General features: G+C 55.8%; 13 protein-coding genes. 9 read left to right on the top strand and 4 right to left on the bottom strand.

Annotation, left to right across the window (positions count from 1 at the left end; genetic code table 11):
• Positions 1–195: 195 nt before the first annotated feature.
• The 5 genes from RTU33_RS15615 to RTU33_RS15595 all read left to right on the top strand — a co-directional run bounded on the left by RTU33_RS15615 (position 196) and on the right by RTU33_RS15595 (position 5,795).
• Complete coding sequence (locus RTU33_RS15615; RefSeq protein WP_312628567.1) at positions 196–1,377, top strand: acetyl-CoA C-acetyltransferase; 1,182 nt, start codon at positions 196–198, stop codon at positions 1,375–1,377.
• Between the two features lie 472 nt (positions 1,378–1,849).
• The gene (gene kduI / locus RTU33_RS15610) at positions 1,850–2,686 is read left to right on the top strand and encodes a 5-dehydro-4-deoxy-D-glucuronate isomerase (protein ID WP_312628565.1); all 837 of its coding nucleotides are present in this window, start codon (positions 1,850–1,852) and stop codon (positions 2,684–2,686) included.
• A gap of 60 nt (positions 2,687–2,746) precedes the next feature.
• Complete coding sequence (gene kduD / locus RTU33_RS15605; protein WP_312628563.1) at positions 2,747–3,508, top strand: 2-dehydro-3-deoxy-D-gluconate 5-dehydrogenase KduD; 762 nt, start codon at positions 2,747–2,749, stop codon at positions 3,506–3,508.
• A gap of 346 nt (positions 3,509–3,854) precedes the next feature.
• On the top strand, positions 3,855–4,991 hold the full coding sequence (wzz(fepE), locus tag RTU33_RS15600; protein WP_312628561.1) for an LPS O-antigen length regulator Wzz(fepE): 1,137 nt from the start codon (positions 3,855–3,857) through the stop codon (positions 4,989–4,991).
• 111 nt (positions 4,992–5,102) lie between these two features.
• A complete protein-coding gene (locus RTU33_RS15595; protein WP_312628559.1) occupies positions 5,103–5,795 on the top strand; it encodes an aspartate/glutamate racemase in 693 nt (230 codons plus the stop codon).
• Here RTU33_RS15595 and RTU33_RS15590 read toward each other — a convergent pair.
• Positions 5,782–6,729, bottom strand: a complete 948-nt coding sequence (locus RTU33_RS15590) for a LysR family transcriptional regulator (protein WP_312628557.1) — start codon at positions 6,727–6,729, stop codon at positions 5,782–5,784. The genes RTU33_RS15595 and RTU33_RS15590 overlap by 14 nt on opposite strands.
• Before the next feature lie 121 nt (positions 6,730–6,850).
• Here RTU33_RS15590 and lysA point away from each other — a divergent pair, with 121 nt between their 5' ends.
• Positions 6,851–8,113 (top strand): diaminopimelate decarboxylase, encoded by a 1,263-nt coding sequence (lysA, locus tag RTU33_RS15585; RefSeq protein WP_312628555.1) that lies wholly within the window; start codon positions 6,851–6,853, stop codon positions 8,111–8,113.
• Here lysA and RTU33_RS15580 read toward each other — a convergent pair.
• Positions 8,083–9,117, bottom strand: a complete 1,035-nt coding sequence (locus RTU33_RS15580; protein WP_312628553.1) for a LacI family DNA-binding transcriptional regulator — start codon at positions 9,115–9,117, stop codon at positions 8,083–8,085. The genes lysA and RTU33_RS15580 overlap by 31 nt on opposite strands.
• A gap of 184 nt (positions 9,118–9,301) precedes the next feature.
• Between RTU33_RS15580 and RTU33_RS15575 the strand changes: the two genes are divergently transcribed.
• The gene (locus RTU33_RS15575) at positions 9,302–9,781 is read left to right on the top strand and encodes a GNAT family N-acetyltransferase (RefSeq protein WP_312628550.1); all 480 of its coding nucleotides are present in this window, start codon (positions 9,302–9,304) and stop codon (positions 9,779–9,781) included.
• Here RTU33_RS15575 and galR read toward each other — a convergent pair.
• Together galR and RTU33_RS15565 are read right to left on the bottom strand one after the other, a co-directional pair.
• The gene (gene galR / locus RTU33_RS15570) at positions 9,742–10,758 is read right to left on the bottom strand and encodes an HTH-type transcriptional regulator GalR (protein WP_312628548.1); all 1,017 of its coding nucleotides are present in this window, start codon (positions 10,756–10,758) and stop codon (positions 9,742–9,744) included. The two genes, RTU33_RS15575 and galR, sit on opposite strands and share 40 nt — an antisense overlap.
• A 396-nt stretch (positions 10,759–11,154) precedes the next feature.
• A complete protein-coding gene (locus tag RTU33_RS15565; RefSeq protein WP_312628644.1) occupies positions 11,155–11,490 on the bottom strand; it encodes a hypothetical protein in 336 nt (111 codons plus the stop codon).
• On the opposite strand from RTU33_RS15565, the gene aas reads away from it, so the two are divergent.
• Together aas and lplT are read left to right on the top strand one after the other, a co-directional pair.
• On the top strand, positions 11,383–13,542 hold the full coding sequence (aas, locus tag RTU33_RS15560; RefSeq protein ID WP_312628547.1) for a bifunctional acyl-ACP--phospholipid O-acyltransferase/long-chain-fatty-acid--ACP ligase: 2,160 nt from the start codon (positions 11,383–11,385) through the stop codon (positions 13,540–13,542). The two genes, RTU33_RS15565 and aas, sit on opposite strands and share 108 nt — an antisense overlap.
• The gene (gene lplT, locus RTU33_RS15555; RefSeq protein ID WP_312628545.1) at positions 13,535–14,731 is read left to right on the top strand and encodes a lysophospholipid transporter LplT; all 1,197 of its coding nucleotides are present in this window, start codon (positions 13,535–13,537) and stop codon (positions 14,729–14,731) included. The genes aas and lplT overlap by 8 nt, the downstream gene beginning before the upstream one ends.
• The last annotated feature ends 67 nt before the right edge of the window (positions 14,732–14,798 follow it).

Below are 14,798 nucleotides of genomic sequence, written 5' to 3'. Positions count from 1 at the left end.
ACGAAAAAACAGCGGCGAGTTTACTCCATTTCAGGCCCCCCAGGGGGAGGAGATTTGTTTTAATCGGCGAGATGGCCGATGAATGTTAAGTGAAGGAAAATCCCTTTGTGATAAAACTCACTTTTCGTAAACAATTGCGATAATTGTTGATAACAATGCTCTACTATAGCGCTGTTTATTTGCGCAGAGGTCGGGATGAAAGACGTCGTTATCGTAGGTGCTGTACGCACGCCTATCGGCTGTTTCCAGGGGGCGCTCTCGCGCTTTACCGCAGTCGAATTGGGTAGCGTCGTGGTGAAAGCGCTGGTTGAACGCACCGGGCTGGATCCGCTGGCGGTCGATGAGGTGATCCTCGGGCAGGTGCTGACGGCTGGCGCCGGGCAGAACCCTGCGCGTCAGTCGGCCATCAAGGGCGGGTTGCCGAATACCGTTTCGGCCATCACCATAAACGACGTATGCGGCTCCGGCCTGAAGGCGCTGCATCTGGCGACCCAGGCGATTCAGTGCGGCGAAGCCGATGTGGTTATCGCGGGCGGCCAGGAGAACATGAGCCGGGCACCGCACGTGCTGACCGACAGCCGCACGGGCGCTCGACTGGGCAACAGCCAGCTGATAGACAGCCTGGTTCACGACGGCCTGTGGGATGCCTTCAACGATTACCATATGGGCGTGACGGCGGAAAATCTCGCCCGGGAATACGGCATATCGCGTGAGCTGCAGGACGCCTGGGCGCTCAGCTCCCAGCAAAAAGCGCGGCGAGCCATTGATTCAGGCCGCTTTCGCGATGAGATCGTGCCGGTAGTGAATCTGCAAAAAGACGGGCTGGCGCAGGTGGTAGACACCGACGAACAGCCGCGTACCGACGCCAGCGCCGAAGGCCTGGCGCGTCTGATGCCGGCGTTTGATTCGCTCGGTTCAGTGACCGCCGGGAACGCCTCATCCATCAACGATGGCGCGGCGGCGGTGATGATGATGAGTGAATCGAAGGCGCTGGAGCTGAACCTGCCGATCCTTGCGCGTATCCGTGCGTTTGCCAGCGTCGGGGTCGACCCGGCACTGATGGGGATCGCCCCGGTTTATGCTACGCGGCGTTGCCTGGAGCGGGTGGGTTGGCAGCTCGCCGATGTCGATCTGATTGAGGCCAATGAAGCGTTTGCTGCCCAGGCCATTTCAGTAGGGAAGGTACTGGAGTGGGATGAAAAGCGCGTCAACGTTAACGGCGGAGCCATTGCGCTCGGGCATCCGATTGGCGCGTCCGGCTGCCGTATTCTGGTATCGCTGGTGCATGAAATGATCAAGCGGGATGCCCGCAAGGGGCTGGCGACGCTGTGCATCGGTGGTGGTCAGGGCGTTGCGCTGGCGGTAGAGCGCGAGTAGCTTTTTCTTTTTTCCCATCGGGCCTCCACTGGAGGCCTTTTTGTTTGGGCAAAAAAAAGCCCTTAACGAGAAAGGGCAAGGCCAGTTACAGAAACACTCAGTTCACTTCTGATGATGGCTGGGGAACATATGAATCAGCCTGCAAGTTATCAAAACGATGTTTTATTTTTCGTGATGCTTCACGCACTTTTCCGTATCGTCTGCTCACCTTTATTTCCCTGCCGGTTTTCCCTTGTTCACTGTTCTTTTTTAAAGATTTAGTAATGTTCTGTTTTTAAATGTTTTTTACGTTTTTAACTGCGCTGAGTCCCTGCGCTAACGTGATCGATTTTGCATTTTTAGGATTTTAATGCAGAAAATGTGAAACGCTGTTTTATTTATAATTGAAAACGGCCCGGTGGAGGACTAAGATGGCCTCAACGGAAAAGCGAAACTGCTTTTCAAAATGGATAACCCTATACCGGAGGTTAATGTGGACATCAGACAAAGCATCCACAGCGCACACGCCAAATCCCTCGACACGCAGGCGCTACGGAACGAATTTTTAGTGGAGCAGGTGTTTGTCGCCGACGAGTACACGATGGTTTACAGCCATATCGATCGCATTATCGTGGGCGGCATTAAGCCTGTGACGAAAAGCGTTTCCGTCGGCGGCGAAGTGGGCAAACAGCTGGGCGTGAGCTACTTTCTTGAACGCCGTGAGCTGGGCGTTATCAACATCGGCGGGCCGGGCACCATTACCGTTGATGGTAAATGCTATGAAATCGGCCATCGCGATGCGCTGTATGTCGGCAAAGGGGCGAAAGAAGTGGCGTTTGCAAGTATCGACGCCGCCAAACCCGCGAAGTTCTACTACAACTGCGCCCCGGCGCACACCACTTATCCGACAAAAAAAGTGACGCCGGCAGACGTCGCCCCGGTGACGCTTGGCGATAACCTCACCAGCAACCGTCGCACCATCAACAAGTATTTTGTGCCGGACGTGCTGGAAACCTGCCAGCTCAGCATGGGGCTGACCGAACTCGAACCGGGCAACCTGTGGAACACCATGCCGTGCCACACCCACGAGCGCCGGATGGAAGTCTATTTCTACTTCAACATGGCCGATGACGCCTGCGTATTCCACATGATGGGGCAACCGCAGGAGACGCGGCATATCGTCATGCACAACGAACAGGCTGTGATCTCGCCGAGCTGGTCGATTCACTCTGGCGTCGGCACCCAGGCCTACACCTTCATCTGGGGCATGGTGGGTGAAAACCAGGTCTTTGATGATATGGACCACGTTGCCGTGAAAGACCTGCGCTAAGCCGCAGACAGCCAACCCTTTGCCTGTCTGAATCAGGCGCGAAATGAGTAAGGAAATTTTATGATTCTCGATACATTTTCTCTGGCAGGTAAAGTTGCCGTGGTGACCGGCTGTGATACCGGTCTGGGTCAGGGCATGGCGATTGGCCTGGCGGAAGCGGGCTGCGATATCGTCGGCATCAACCTCGTTGAACCGACGGAGACCATTGAGCAGGTCACTTCACGCGGACGCCGTTTCCTCAGCCTCACTGCTGACCTGCGTAATATCGACGGTATTTCACAGCTGCTGGAGCGTGCGGTAGCGGAGTTCGGTCATATCGATATTCTGGTAAATAACGCCGGATTAATTCGCCGTCAGGACGCGCTGGAGTTCAGCGAAAAGGACTGGGACGACGTGATGAACCTGAACATCAAAACCGTGTTCTTTATGGCGCAGGCCGCGGCGAAGCACTTTATCAGCCAGGGCAACGGCGGCAAGATTATCAATATTGCCTCCATGCTGTCGTTCCAGGGCGGGATTCGTGTGCCGTCCTACACCGCTTCCAAGAGCGGCGTGATGGGCGTGACGCGCCTGCTGGCAAACGAATGGGCAAAACACGGCATCAACGTAAATGCGATTGCGCCGGGCTACATGGCGACCAATAATACCCAGCAGCTGCGCGCTGACGAGCAGCGCAGCGCGGAAATTCTGGACCGTATCCCGGCCGGACGCTGGGGCCTGCCGTCAGATTTAATGGGGCCGGTGGTATTTCTGGCCTCCAGCGCGTCTGATTACATCAACGGCTACACCATCGCGGTAGATGGCGGCTGGCTCGCCCGGTAATCTCATCGGCATCTTGAATCACAACCCTGCTTAATTGCAGGGTTTTTTATATTCACGAAATGCATTAGTAAGGGCAATAAATAACCCTGTATTATCAAATGCAATCATCAAGAACAGATGAATCACTCTGATAAATTCCGCGCTGACAATAAATTTAATGTCACATAATATTTTCAACTGCCCATATTGGTAGGTTTCCTGAATTGATGCTGATGTTTAACCGCATTTTTTCTGGATATAACCAAGCGTGGGGTTATTTTTTCATCATTCAGAAATAAATAGTTTTCAGAAAAATCCGATAAGGATATATTAGCCCGCAAGTGCTTCTACGAAAAATGACCTCATCATGTCAACTATGGATAGTAAACCGCAACAGGACGCGATTGTCTCCTTCCCTCGTCCTGAACTACCGGCTCGTCAGCCGCAAGAAATCGATCTGCTTGCGCTGACAGAAACCCTCTGGAAAGCCAAAAATCGTATCCTGAGCGTGGCCTTCTGCTTTGTGTTACTGGGGCTTGCCGTGAGCCTGATCCTCCCGCAAAAATGGACCAGCAGTTCGGTTATCACTCCCGCTGAACGCAATCAACTGGTGCCGCTTGACCAACTGCTGGCGACGGTTCAGGTCCTGGATGTCGATCTGAATATCGACAGTACCAACATCTTTGAGATGTTTATCAAGAAGTTCAATTCGTCCGTGTTGCTCGAAGAGTATGTCAAATCCTCCCCCTCGCTGATGAGCCAGTTTGACGGTGTGGATGTTGACCCCAGAGAGCTACATCGTGCCATTGTGGCGGTATCCGAGCGAATGAAAGCCGTAGATGATGCGGGCAACAAAAAAGAGCCCGTTACGCCTTACCATTCGTGGACGCTCTCTTTTACTGGCCCGCAAGCTGAAGAGGCGCAGTCAATTCTGGCTGGCTACATGCAGTTTGTGGCGGATAAAGTCGTCTCACAGACCGTGACGAATATCCATGATACCGTGATGATGAAGGTGCAGGTAGAAAAGCAGCGCCTGGCGCTCGATCGTGCCCAGCTGGAAAATGCCAAAAAGGCAAAAATTAAGCGTCTGAATTATTCTCTGCAGGTGGCCAAAGCGGCGGGGCTTAATAAGCCGGTCTACAGTAATGGTCAGGCGATTAAGGACGACCCTGATTTTTCCGTGACCCTGGGGACTGAGGGGATTAATAAAAAGCTGGAAATCGAAAAGTCGATCACGGACGTTTCCGAGCTGAATGCGGAAATCCTTAACCGTGAATATCGCTTAAAGCAGCTTGAAGCCCTGAATATCAAAGACATTAAATTCCCGGTAGTGAATTATCAGCTTTCTCCTTCTTTACCGGTGAAAAAAGATGGCCCGGGCAAGGCGCTGATTATTCTGCTGGCGGCGATCGTCGGCGGTCTGCTGGCATGCGGCGGCGTACTGTTGCAGCAGGCCATTCGTTCCCGCCACGACCTGCCGTTATTGGACGGAGAGTCGTTGTAAGAATAGCCGCTCGTTTTAATTAACGAAAAGGAGGCGTTTGCCTCCTTTTTTCTGCCTGCATGGCAGTGGTAAGGTTGTTTGACCGTGATAAACACTCAGAAAGGATCGTCCATGAAAACCATCGGCCTGCTTGGCGGCATGAGCTGGGAATCCACCATTCCTTACTATCGTTTGATTAACGAAGGCATAAAGCAGCGCCTGGGCGGCCTGCACTCCGCGAAAATCCTGATGCACAGTGTTGATTTCCAGGAGATTGAAACCTGCCAGTCGGCGGGGGAGTGGGATAAGGCCGGGGAGATGCTGGCGCAGGCGGCAGCAGATCTCGAAAGCATTGGTGCAGAGGGCATCGTATTGTGTACCAACACGATGCATAAAGTAGCCTCGCATATTGAACTGCGCTGCGCCGTACCTTTTTTACACATTGCTGATGCGACCGGGCGCGCCATTGAGAAACAGGGCGTGCACAACGTGGCGCTGTTAGGGACCCGTTACACGATGGAACAGGATTTTTATCGTGGGCGCCTGGAGCAGGAGTTTGCGCTGAACACGCTGATCCCCAATGCGGAAGAACGCGCACGTATCAACCGGATCATCTTCGAGGAGCTGTGCCTTGGCACCTTTAGCGAAGCGTCCCGCGCGTACTATGTGCAGGTGATTGAACGCCTGATGGGCGAAGGCGCTGAAGGCGTTATTTTTGGCTGCACCGAAATTGGCCTGCTGGTGCCAGAAGATCGCAGTCCGTTACCGGTGTTCGATACTGCCGCGCTGCACGCTTCTGACGCCGTCGATTTTATGCTTTCCTGACGCCGCTGAGCGTCTCTTCCAGAGATTCAGCCAGCGTCCGGACGCTCCCTTGCAGGTGCGCGATGAATGCGTCGACCAGGGCGGAACCGGGCCGGTGCAGCGGGCGGATCAGGCTAACGGTAAACGGCACGTCCACGCTCAGGCGGCGAATGACAACGCCGCTACTTTCGCCGCTCCAGGCATAATCCAGCGCGGTGAAGGGGTTCACGACGGAAATCCCGACGCCCGCCCGCACCATCGCACAGACTGACGCTGCACTGTGCGTTTCTACGACCATCCGACGATGAACGTCATGCCCGGTGAACAGACCATCCAGCAGCTGGCGATAGCTGTCCGTTCGTGACAGACTGACGTAGTTCTGACCGTCGAAATCCTGAGGCGTCAGCATCTCTTTTTCTGCCAGTGGGTGCTTCGCGGGCAGCACGCAAACTTCATTCATGCTCAGCAATGGCGTGCGTTCGGTGCCCGGCGGCGTATGCAGCGTTTCGGTTAAGCCTAAATCGTGGCGCTGGGCAGAAAGCCATTCCTCCAGCAGCGGCGACTCCTGCGGCACAATTTGCAGGCTGACGCCGGGGAAGCGGGCGAGAAACGGCTGCAGCAGCGTCGGTAAGAAGGACTGTGAAAATACCGGCAGACAAACGACGGAGAGCTCTCCCTGGCGGAACTCGCGCAGGCTTTCGGCGGTGCTCAGAATTCTGTCCAGCCCGTACCAGGAGCGCTGAACCTCTTCAAACAGACGCAGCCCTTGTACGGTCGGGTGCAGACGCCCGCGCGTGCGCTCAAACAGCTTCAGCCCCAGCACTTTTTCAAGCCTCGCCAGCTCCCGGCTGACCGTTGGCTGCGAGGTGTGCAGCATCGCAGCGGCTTCGGTCAGATTACCGGTGGTCATCACGGCGTGAAAAATCTCGATGTGGCGCAAATTGACCGCGGGCATGGCCAACTCCTTTCATAACGTTATCCATATCAATTTTGCATGAAGTCAGGATAAAGCGATATTTTTTATTCTTCCCGGGCTGTGGCGTAATCATTGAAAAGCGATTTAACCGGAGTTCACCATGCCACGCCCACTCAACAGTACCGATACCGACCTGAATGCTGAAAACCTGCTGCGCCTGCCCGCGGAGTTTGGCTGCCCGGTCTGGGTTTATGATGCCGCAATTATCCGCCAGCAGATTGCCAAACTCAGCCAGTTCGACGTGGTGCGTTTTGCCCAGAAGGCCTGCTCGAATGTTCATATTCTGCGCATTATGCGCGAGCAAGGCGTGAAGGTGGATTCCGTCTCGCTGGGCGAAATCGAGCGTGCGCTGGCGGCGGGTTACGATCCCGTTGCGCATCCGGACGACATTGTTTTTACCGCTGATACGATCGATGAAGCGACGATTGCTCGCGTTGCCGAACTGAAGATTCCGGTGAATGCGGGCTCCATCGATATGCTGGCGCAGCTTGGCGCCGTCTCGCCGGGGCATCGCGTCTGGCTGCGCGTAAATCCGGGCTTTGGCCACGGTCATAGCCAGAAAACCAATACCGGCGGTGAAAACAGCAAGCACGGGATCTGGTACAGCGATCTGCCGCAGGCGCTGGAGGCGATCCAGCGTTACAAACTGAAGCTGGTTGGGATCCACATGCATATCGGTTCCGGCGTGGACTATGGGCATCTGGAGCAGGTATGCGGCGCGATGGTGCGTCAGGTTATCGAGTTTGGCCAGGATCTTGAGGCTATCTCCGCCGGTGGTGGTTTATCTGTTCCTTATCGCTACGGCGATGAAACCATTGATACACAGCACTATTTCGGGTTGTGGAACACGGCTCGCGAACAAATTGCTCAACACTTTGGGCATGCGATTAAACTGGAGATCGAACCGGGGCGCTTCCTGGTGGCGGAGTCCGGCGTACTGGTGTCACAGGTGCGCAGCGTGAAGAACATGGGTCGCCGCCATTTTGTTTTGATCGACGCCGGGTTTAACGATCTCATGCGTCCGTCAATGTACGGCAGCTATCACCATATTTCCGCGCTGGCGGCAGATGGTCGCGACCTGACTCAGGCCCCGCGGGTGGAAACCGTTGTTGCAGGCCCGTTGTGTGAATCGGGCGATGTCTTTACCCAGCAGGAAGGCGGCAAGGTGGAAACGCGTGAACTGCCGCAGGTTGCACCGGGGGATTATCTGGTACTGCATGATACCGGTGCCTACGGCGCGTCAATGTCATCCAACTACAACAGCCGCCCGCTGCTGCCGGAAGTGCTGTACGACAACGGCGTGGCGAAACTTATCCGTCGTCGTCAGACGATTCAGGAGCTGATGGCGCTGGAGCTGTTCTGATAAAACGGGCCGGTGGTGACCGAGTCGCGTAGCACCAGTTTTCCGGTGAAGGGCGGCAGCGTCTCTATCGGCACATCATTGGCGAGTTTGATGGCCTGATCGATGGCGGTGGTAATCATGTTGTCGATCGGCAGATACACCGTAGAAAGCCCAGGCTCAAGCCATTTGGCGCTCGGGGCATCATCGAAGCCAAACAGCGAAATGTCCTGTGGAATCCTTAACCCCGCCTGATGCAGCGCTTTCGATGCGCCCAGCGCCATGTCGTCGTTACAGGCGAACAGCGCGCTGAATTTTACCTTCTCTTCCAGCAACTGCTGGCAAAGCTCATAGCCGCGCGTCATGCCGGAATCACCGTATTTCACCTTGCTCTGATCCCAGGCGATGCCGTGCTTTTCCAGCGCATTACGGTAGCCCTGCAGGCGCGCTTTGCCCGTTGGCGTGTGGATGGGAACGGTAATGCAGGCGATATCGCGGTGGCCCTGAGTAATCAGATAATCCACCGCCTGAAACGCGGCGTCCTGCTGCTCGAAGAACACGCAGCGATCCCTCATCTGGCTGACGTCGCGGTTGATGACCACCACAGGCATAGGGATGGAGTTAATGAGCTTCATGATCGCTTTTTCGCTCATAAAGCGGGTGTAGAGCACGATGGCATCGCACTGGCGATCGGCCAGCATTTGCACGGCCTGCTCTTCACGCTCCGGCGTGTCGTGGCCGTCGGTTACGATCAGCTGTTTGCCGTGCGTTTCGGTCTGGCGTGAAGCCTGCTGAAGCAGGCGACCAAAGTAGAAACCGTCAAAAGTCGAGACCACCAGGCCAATGCTGTTGCTGGTCCGGTTCGCCAGCGATCGCGCCAAAAAGTTCGGGCGGTAACCGAGCTCTTCCATGGCTTTGTACACCTGCTTGCGGGTGCTTTCTTTGACCTGACCTGTGCCGTTCAGTACGCGGGAAACGGTCGCCTTCGACACGCCTGCGCGTAGTGAGACATCCAGCATTGTTGCCATTATTCATTCCTGATACCCGATGATGGCAGCAGTTTATCACAGACATTCAGCGCCATATCTGTCGCCATCATGACAAATAACTATCGCGATCACGCTTTTGACAGCGCTTTATCCGAATTTGTTACTATAGCCGCCACTCAGGAAGTGGTCTGGGCATTAACGGCAAGCAGAAACAGGTGAGAGGATGAAAATTCAGCCGCTGTACGAGGTTCCCCAACACGCCCGCCAGGTCACCGACTGGCTGTGGCAGGCGTTTGGCGGCGTGGCGATGCCGCGCGAGTTTTTTGCCAGCATCATCGAATACAGCCAGAAGCCCGATGCGCTGCCGCTCACTTTTGTGATGACCGAGGGCGAACGCGTGCTGGCGACGGTGGGATTATGGCGCTGTGATTTAATCAGCCGTCAGGATCTTTATCCGTGGCTGGCGGCGCTGTACGTCGATGAATCCGTGCGCGGGCAGGGCATTGCTGGGGCGCTGCAGGCGCACGTGATTGACTACGCGCGGATGAAAGGGTTTGAGGAGCTGCATCTCTACTCGGCCTGCCGTGATTTCTACGAGCGGTTCGGCTGGCAGTACATCGGTGATGGCATTGAGTATCCTGCCACCACCGTACATCTCTATCGCTATGAGCTCGGCGCTTCTACCGGGGCAATCACCGAGTGACGGCGTACCAGCGTCGGGCTGAAGAGGTGAGTGATTTCCGGTAGCGGGCGTTTGTCTGCCAGCGCCAGCGCCAGCTCTGCTGCCTGGGTTGCCATGGTGACAATTGGATAGCGCACCGTGGTCAGGCGTGGGCGAACGTAACGCGACACCAGCACGTCATCAAAGCCAATCAGCGAGATTTCTCCGGGCACGTCAATCCCGTTGTCGTTCAACACGCCCATCGCGCCCGCCGCCATTGAGTCGTTATAGCAGGCAACGGCGGTAAAGTGTTTGCCGCGCCCCAGCAGTTCTGTCATCGCCTGTTCTCCGCCGCTTTCGTCCGGCTCGCCGAAGGTGACCAGCCGCTCATTGCACGGCAGGCCGCTCTCTTTCAGCGCGTCGTAATAGCCCTGCAACCGATCTTCGGCATCCGAAATAGCGTGGTTTGAACAGAGATAGCCAATCTTCGTGTGGCCCTGCTGAATCAAATGACGGGTGGCGAGCCATGCGCCATAGCGATCGTCGAGCGCCACGCAGCGTTTTTCAAAACCAGGCAAGATCCTGTTGATCAGCACCATGCCGGGGATCTGTTTCATCAGCCCGGTAAGCTCTTCATCCGGCAATACCTTGGCGTGCACCACGAGTGCCGCGCAACGGTGGCGAATCAGCTGTTCAATGGCCTGGCGCTCTTTCTTCTCATTGTGGTAGCCGTTGCCAATCAGCAGGAAATTGCCGGTATGGTAAGCCACCTGCTCCACGGCTTTCACCATCGCGCCAAAAAACGGATCGGACACATCGCCGACGACCAGGCCGATGGTTTCCGTGGACTGCTGCGCCAGCGCACGGGCGTTAGCGTTCGGATGGTAGTTGAGCGTTTCCATGGCTGAAAAAACCGCCTGACGTGAGGCATCGCTGGCTTTGGGAGAGTTGTTGATCACCCGGGAAACGGTGGCGACGGAAACACCTGCCATCCGGGCCACATCCTTAATTGTCGCCATATAGGGCCTTATGATGAGGGAAAACGGTTACACCCGTTTAGTGTTACGGAAAACCCAGTGCTGTTCAAGGTTAAGCGCATGCAGGCTTATGCAAATGTGATGCAGCGTGGCGCGCGGTGAAAAAAGTTACACAGCACCTCACGGGCAATTGAAAACGAAAAAGGGTAATTCAAACCTTTAGTTACACTTTGCGATTGGCTGTTGCGAATGAGTGCTGGAGGATTTATCAGCGCCGTTGATACTCTGATTATCCCAGAGGTATTGATAGGTGAAGTCGACCCCCTTAGGGAAGGCCACTTGATTACACCAACCTGCGCAGATGCGCAGGTTTTTTTTGTCCTGAATTTCATATCTGTAACAGTAAAGGCTAATCGTAACAGATGGTTGCACTTCGGCTCATTCCTTTGCGTTTTCTCGCTGGCGGGAATCAGGTGCAAAAGCCACAATCAGGATCCCAGAGGTATTGATTGGTGAGAATTCTTTGGTACGATTTTCGTACTTCTCTCTTGCACCGACCTGCGCAGATGCGCAGGTTTTTTTTGCCCGAAATCTGCCGCCACCCTGCTTTTCCTGCTGCATCTCGTGTACCCTGCAAAAAGTCATTTTTTGCCAAATGGAGTTGATATGCTGCTGGGCTTTTTCCGCTTCCTTTTCAGAGTTCTTTTTCGGGTCAGGCTGACCGGGAATACGGCGGCGCTCCGCCAGTCGAAAGTATTGATAACCCCAAACCACGTCTCTTTTATTGACGGCATTCTGCTGGCGCTGTTTTTACCTGTACGTCCGGTGTTTGCGGTCTATACCTCTATCAGCCAGAAGTGGTTTATGCGCTGGCTGGCGCAGCTGATTGATTTCGTTCCGCTCGATCCGACCAAACCGATGTCGATAAAGCATCTGGTGAGGCTGGTAGAGCAGGGCCGTCCGGTGGTGATTTTCCCCGAAGGGCGCATCTCCATTACCGGTTCACTGATGAAAATTTACGACGGCGCGGCTTTCGTGGCCGCAAAATCGCAGGCCGTGGTGGTGCCGGTGCGCATTGAGGGGGCAGAGCTGACGTTCGCCAGCCGCCTGAAAGGCCTGGTGAAACGCCGCCTCTTCCCCCGTATCCAGCTGCACATTCTGCCGCCGACCACGCTGCCAATGCCGGATGCGCCGCGCGCCCGCGATCGCCGCAAAATTGCCGGGGAAATGCTGCATCAGATTATGATGGAAGCCCGAATGGCGGTGCGTCCGCGCGAAACGCTGTACGAGGCGCTGCTGTCTGCGCAGCATCGCTATGGCGACCGGAAACCGTGCGTCGAAGATATCAACTTTCAGCCGGATAACTACCGCAAGCTGCTGACCAAAACGCTGTTCGTTGCGCGTATCCTCGAAAAATACAGTACGCAGGGCGAAAAAATTGGCCTGATGCTGCCGAACGCCGCCATCAGCGCGGCGGTCATCTTTGGTGCGATTGCCCGCGGGCGTATTCCGGCAATGATGAACTACACCGCGGGCATTAAAGGGCTATCCAGCGCGATAACGGCGGCAGAAATCAAAACGATTTTCACCTCCCGTACCTTCCTTGATAAAGGCAAGCTGTGGCATCTGCCGGAACAGCTGACCCAGGTACGCTGGGTGTTTCTGGAGGATCTGAAGGGCGACATTACGCCGGTCGACAAGCTGTGGATCTTTGGCCATCTGCTGGTGCCGCATCTGGCTCAGGTCAAACAACAGCCGGAAGATGCCGCCATCGTGCTGTTTACTTCAGGCTCTGAAGGTCATCCAAAGGGCGTGGTGCACAGCCACAAAAGCATTCTGGCCAACGTCGAGCAGATCAAAACGATTGCAGACTTCACCGCCCGCGATCGCTTTATGTCCGCGCTGCCTCTGTTCCACTCCTTTGGCCTGACGGTTGGTCTGTTTACGCCGCTGCTGACCGGGGCTGAAGTCTTCCTCTACCCAAGCCCACTGCATTACCGCATTGTGCCGGAGCTGGTCTACGATCGTAACTGTACCGTGCTGTTTGGCACCTCGACCTTCCTTGGCCACTACGCCCGTTTTGCTAACCCGTATGACTTCCATAAAGTGCGCTACGTGGTTGCCGGGGCAGAAAAGCTACAGGAAAGCACGAAGCAAATCTGGCAGGACAAATTCGGCCTGCGCATTCTGGAAGGCTACGGCGTCACCGAGTGCGCGCCAGTCGTCTCCATCAATGTGCCAATGGCGGCGAAGCCTGGTACCGTCGGGCGCATTCTGCCAGGGATGGATGCGCGTTTGCTCGCCGTGCCGGGCATCGAAGAAGGTGGGCGCTTGCAGCTTAAAGGCCCGAACGTAATGAACGGCTATCTGCGCGTGGAAAACCCTGGCGTGCTGGAGTTGCCGACGGCAGAAAACCAGCACGGTGAAGTGGAAACGGGCTGGTATGACACCGGCGATATCGTCCGCTTTGACGAGCAGGGCTACGTGCAGATTCAGGGGCGTGCAAAACGCTTTGCGAAGATTGCGGGCGAGATGGTGTCACTGGAGATGGTTGAGCAGCTGGCACTCGCAGTTTCACCGGATAAGCTTCACGCGACGGTGATTAAAGAGGATGCGAGCAAAGGTGAGGCGCTGGTGCTGTTTACCACCGATGCCGAACTGACTCGCGAGAAACTCCAGCATCAGGCGCGCGCAACCGGCGTACCGGAGCTTGCGGTGCCGCGCGATATTCGCTTCCTCAAACAGCTGCCGGTGCTGGGCAGCGGCAAACCCGATTTTGTCACCCTCAAACAGCAGGTCGATAAGGCGGACGCTACCGATGAGTGAGTCAGTACACACTAACACTTCGCTGTGTTCGAAAGGCATGCTGGCGGTGCTCTGCGCCCAGTTCCTCTCGGCCTTCGGCGACAACGCGCTGCTCTTTGCCACCCTTGCTCTGATGAAGCAGCAGTTCTACCCGGACTGGAGCCAGCCGGTATTGCAGATGGTGTTTGTGGGTGCTTACATTCTTTTCGCGCCGTTTGTCGGGCAATTTGCCGACAGCTTCCCGAAAGGCCGGGTGATGATGGTTGCCAACAGCCTGAAGCTGATTGGCGCGGCGTCCATTTGCGTTGGCGTGAACCCGTTTATCGGCTACACGCTGGTGGGGGTTGGTGCTGCGGCTTACTCTCCGGCGAAGTACGGCATTCTCGGTGAACTCACCACCGGCGATAAGCTGGTGAAGGCGAACGGGCTGATGGAGTCTTCGACCATTGCTGCGATCCTGCTGGGCTCCGTGGCGGGCGGCGTGCTGGCTGACTGGCACGTGCTGGCGGCGCTTGGCGTTTGTGCACTGGTTTACGCGGGTGCCGTGGTGGCGAACCTGTTCATTACGCGTCTGCCTGCGGCAAGAGCGGGACAATCCTGGCGCTTCAACGCGATGACTGGCAGCTTCTTCGCTGCCTGTAAAACCCTGTGGCGCAATCGCGAAACGCGTTTTTCTCTGGTCGGCACGAGCCTGTTCTGGGGCGCGGGCGTAACGCTGAGATTCCTGCTGGTGCTCTGGGTGCCGGTGGCGCTTGGCATCACCGACAACGCCACGCCGACCTATCTTAATGCCATGGTTGCCGTCGGGATTGTTGTGGGGGCAGGCGCTGCGGCGAAGCTTGTCACGCTGGAAACCGTTGCCCGCTGTATGCCTGCGGGCGTGCTGATTGGCGTTGCGGTGGTGATTTTCGCGCTACAGCACACGCTGCTTCCGGCCTATGTCCTGCTGTTCCTGCTGGGCGTTTGCGGTGGTTTCTTTGTCGTGCCATTGAATGCGTTGTTACAGGAGCGAGGTAAGTACACGGTAGGAGCCGGGAATGCGATAGCGGTGCAGAACCTCGGTGAAAACAGCGCGATGCTGATAATGCTGGGGCTCTACTCGCTGGCGGTGATGGTGGGTATTCCTGTTGTCGGCGTCGGGATTGGCTTTGGTACGCTGTTTGGGCTGGCGATTATTGCGCTGTGGGTATTTGGAAAAAACGCCCGGTAAAACATTGCCCGGCGGCAAAGGTAAAAGTAAGGCCTTCTTTTTGGAAGAAGGCCTTTAGTGTGTGCTC

The organism is Scandinavium sp. (assembly GCF_032012665.1).
Taxonomy (GTDB): domain Bacteria; phylum Pseudomonadota; class Gammaproteobacteria; order Enterobacterales; family Enterobacteriaceae; genus Scandinavium.
Note: the sequence above shows the minus strand (reverse complement) of the source record. Positions and strands in the feature narration are given on the sequence as shown.

Excerpts from the sequence above, each read along its gene's own strand:
- RTU33_RS15615 (WP_312628567.1), top strand. The coding sequence starts at position 196 with ATGAAAGACGTCGTTATCGTAGGTGCTGTACGCACGCCTATCGGCTGT.
- kduD (WP_312628563.1), top strand. The coding sequence starts at position 2,747 with ATGATTCTCGATACATTTTCTCTGGCAGGTAAAGTTGCCGTGGTGACC.
- RTU33_RS15595 (WP_312628559.1), top strand. The coding sequence starts at position 5,103 with ATGAAAACCATCGGCCTGCTTGGCGGCATGAGCTGGGAATCCACCATT.
- RTU33_RS15590 (WP_312628557.1), bottom strand. The coding sequence starts at position 6,729 with ATGCCCGCGGTCAATTTGCGCCACATCGAGATTTTTCACGCCGTGATG.
- lysA (WP_312628555.1), top strand. The coding sequence starts at position 6,851 with ATGCCACGCCCACTCAACAGTACCGATACCGACCTGAATGCTGAAAAC.
- RTU33_RS15580 (WP_312628553.1), bottom strand. The coding sequence starts at position 9,117 with ATGGCAACAATGCTGGATGTCTCACTACGCGCAGGCGTGTCGAAGGCG.
- RTU33_RS15575 (WP_312628550.1), top strand. The coding sequence starts at position 9,302 with ATGAAAATTCAGCCGCTGTACGAGGTTCCCCAACACGCCCGCCAGGTC.
- galR (WP_312628548.1), bottom strand. The coding sequence starts at position 10,758 with ATGGCGACAATTAAGGATGTGGCCCGGATGGCAGGTGTTTCCGTCGCC.
- aas (WP_312628547.1), top strand. The coding sequence starts at position 11,383 with ATGCTGCTGGGCTTTTTCCGCTTCCTTTTCAGAGTTCTTTTTCGGGTC.
- lplT (WP_312628545.1), top strand. The coding sequence starts at position 13,535 with ATGAGTGAGTCAGTACACACTAACACTTCGCTGTGTTCGAAAGGCATG.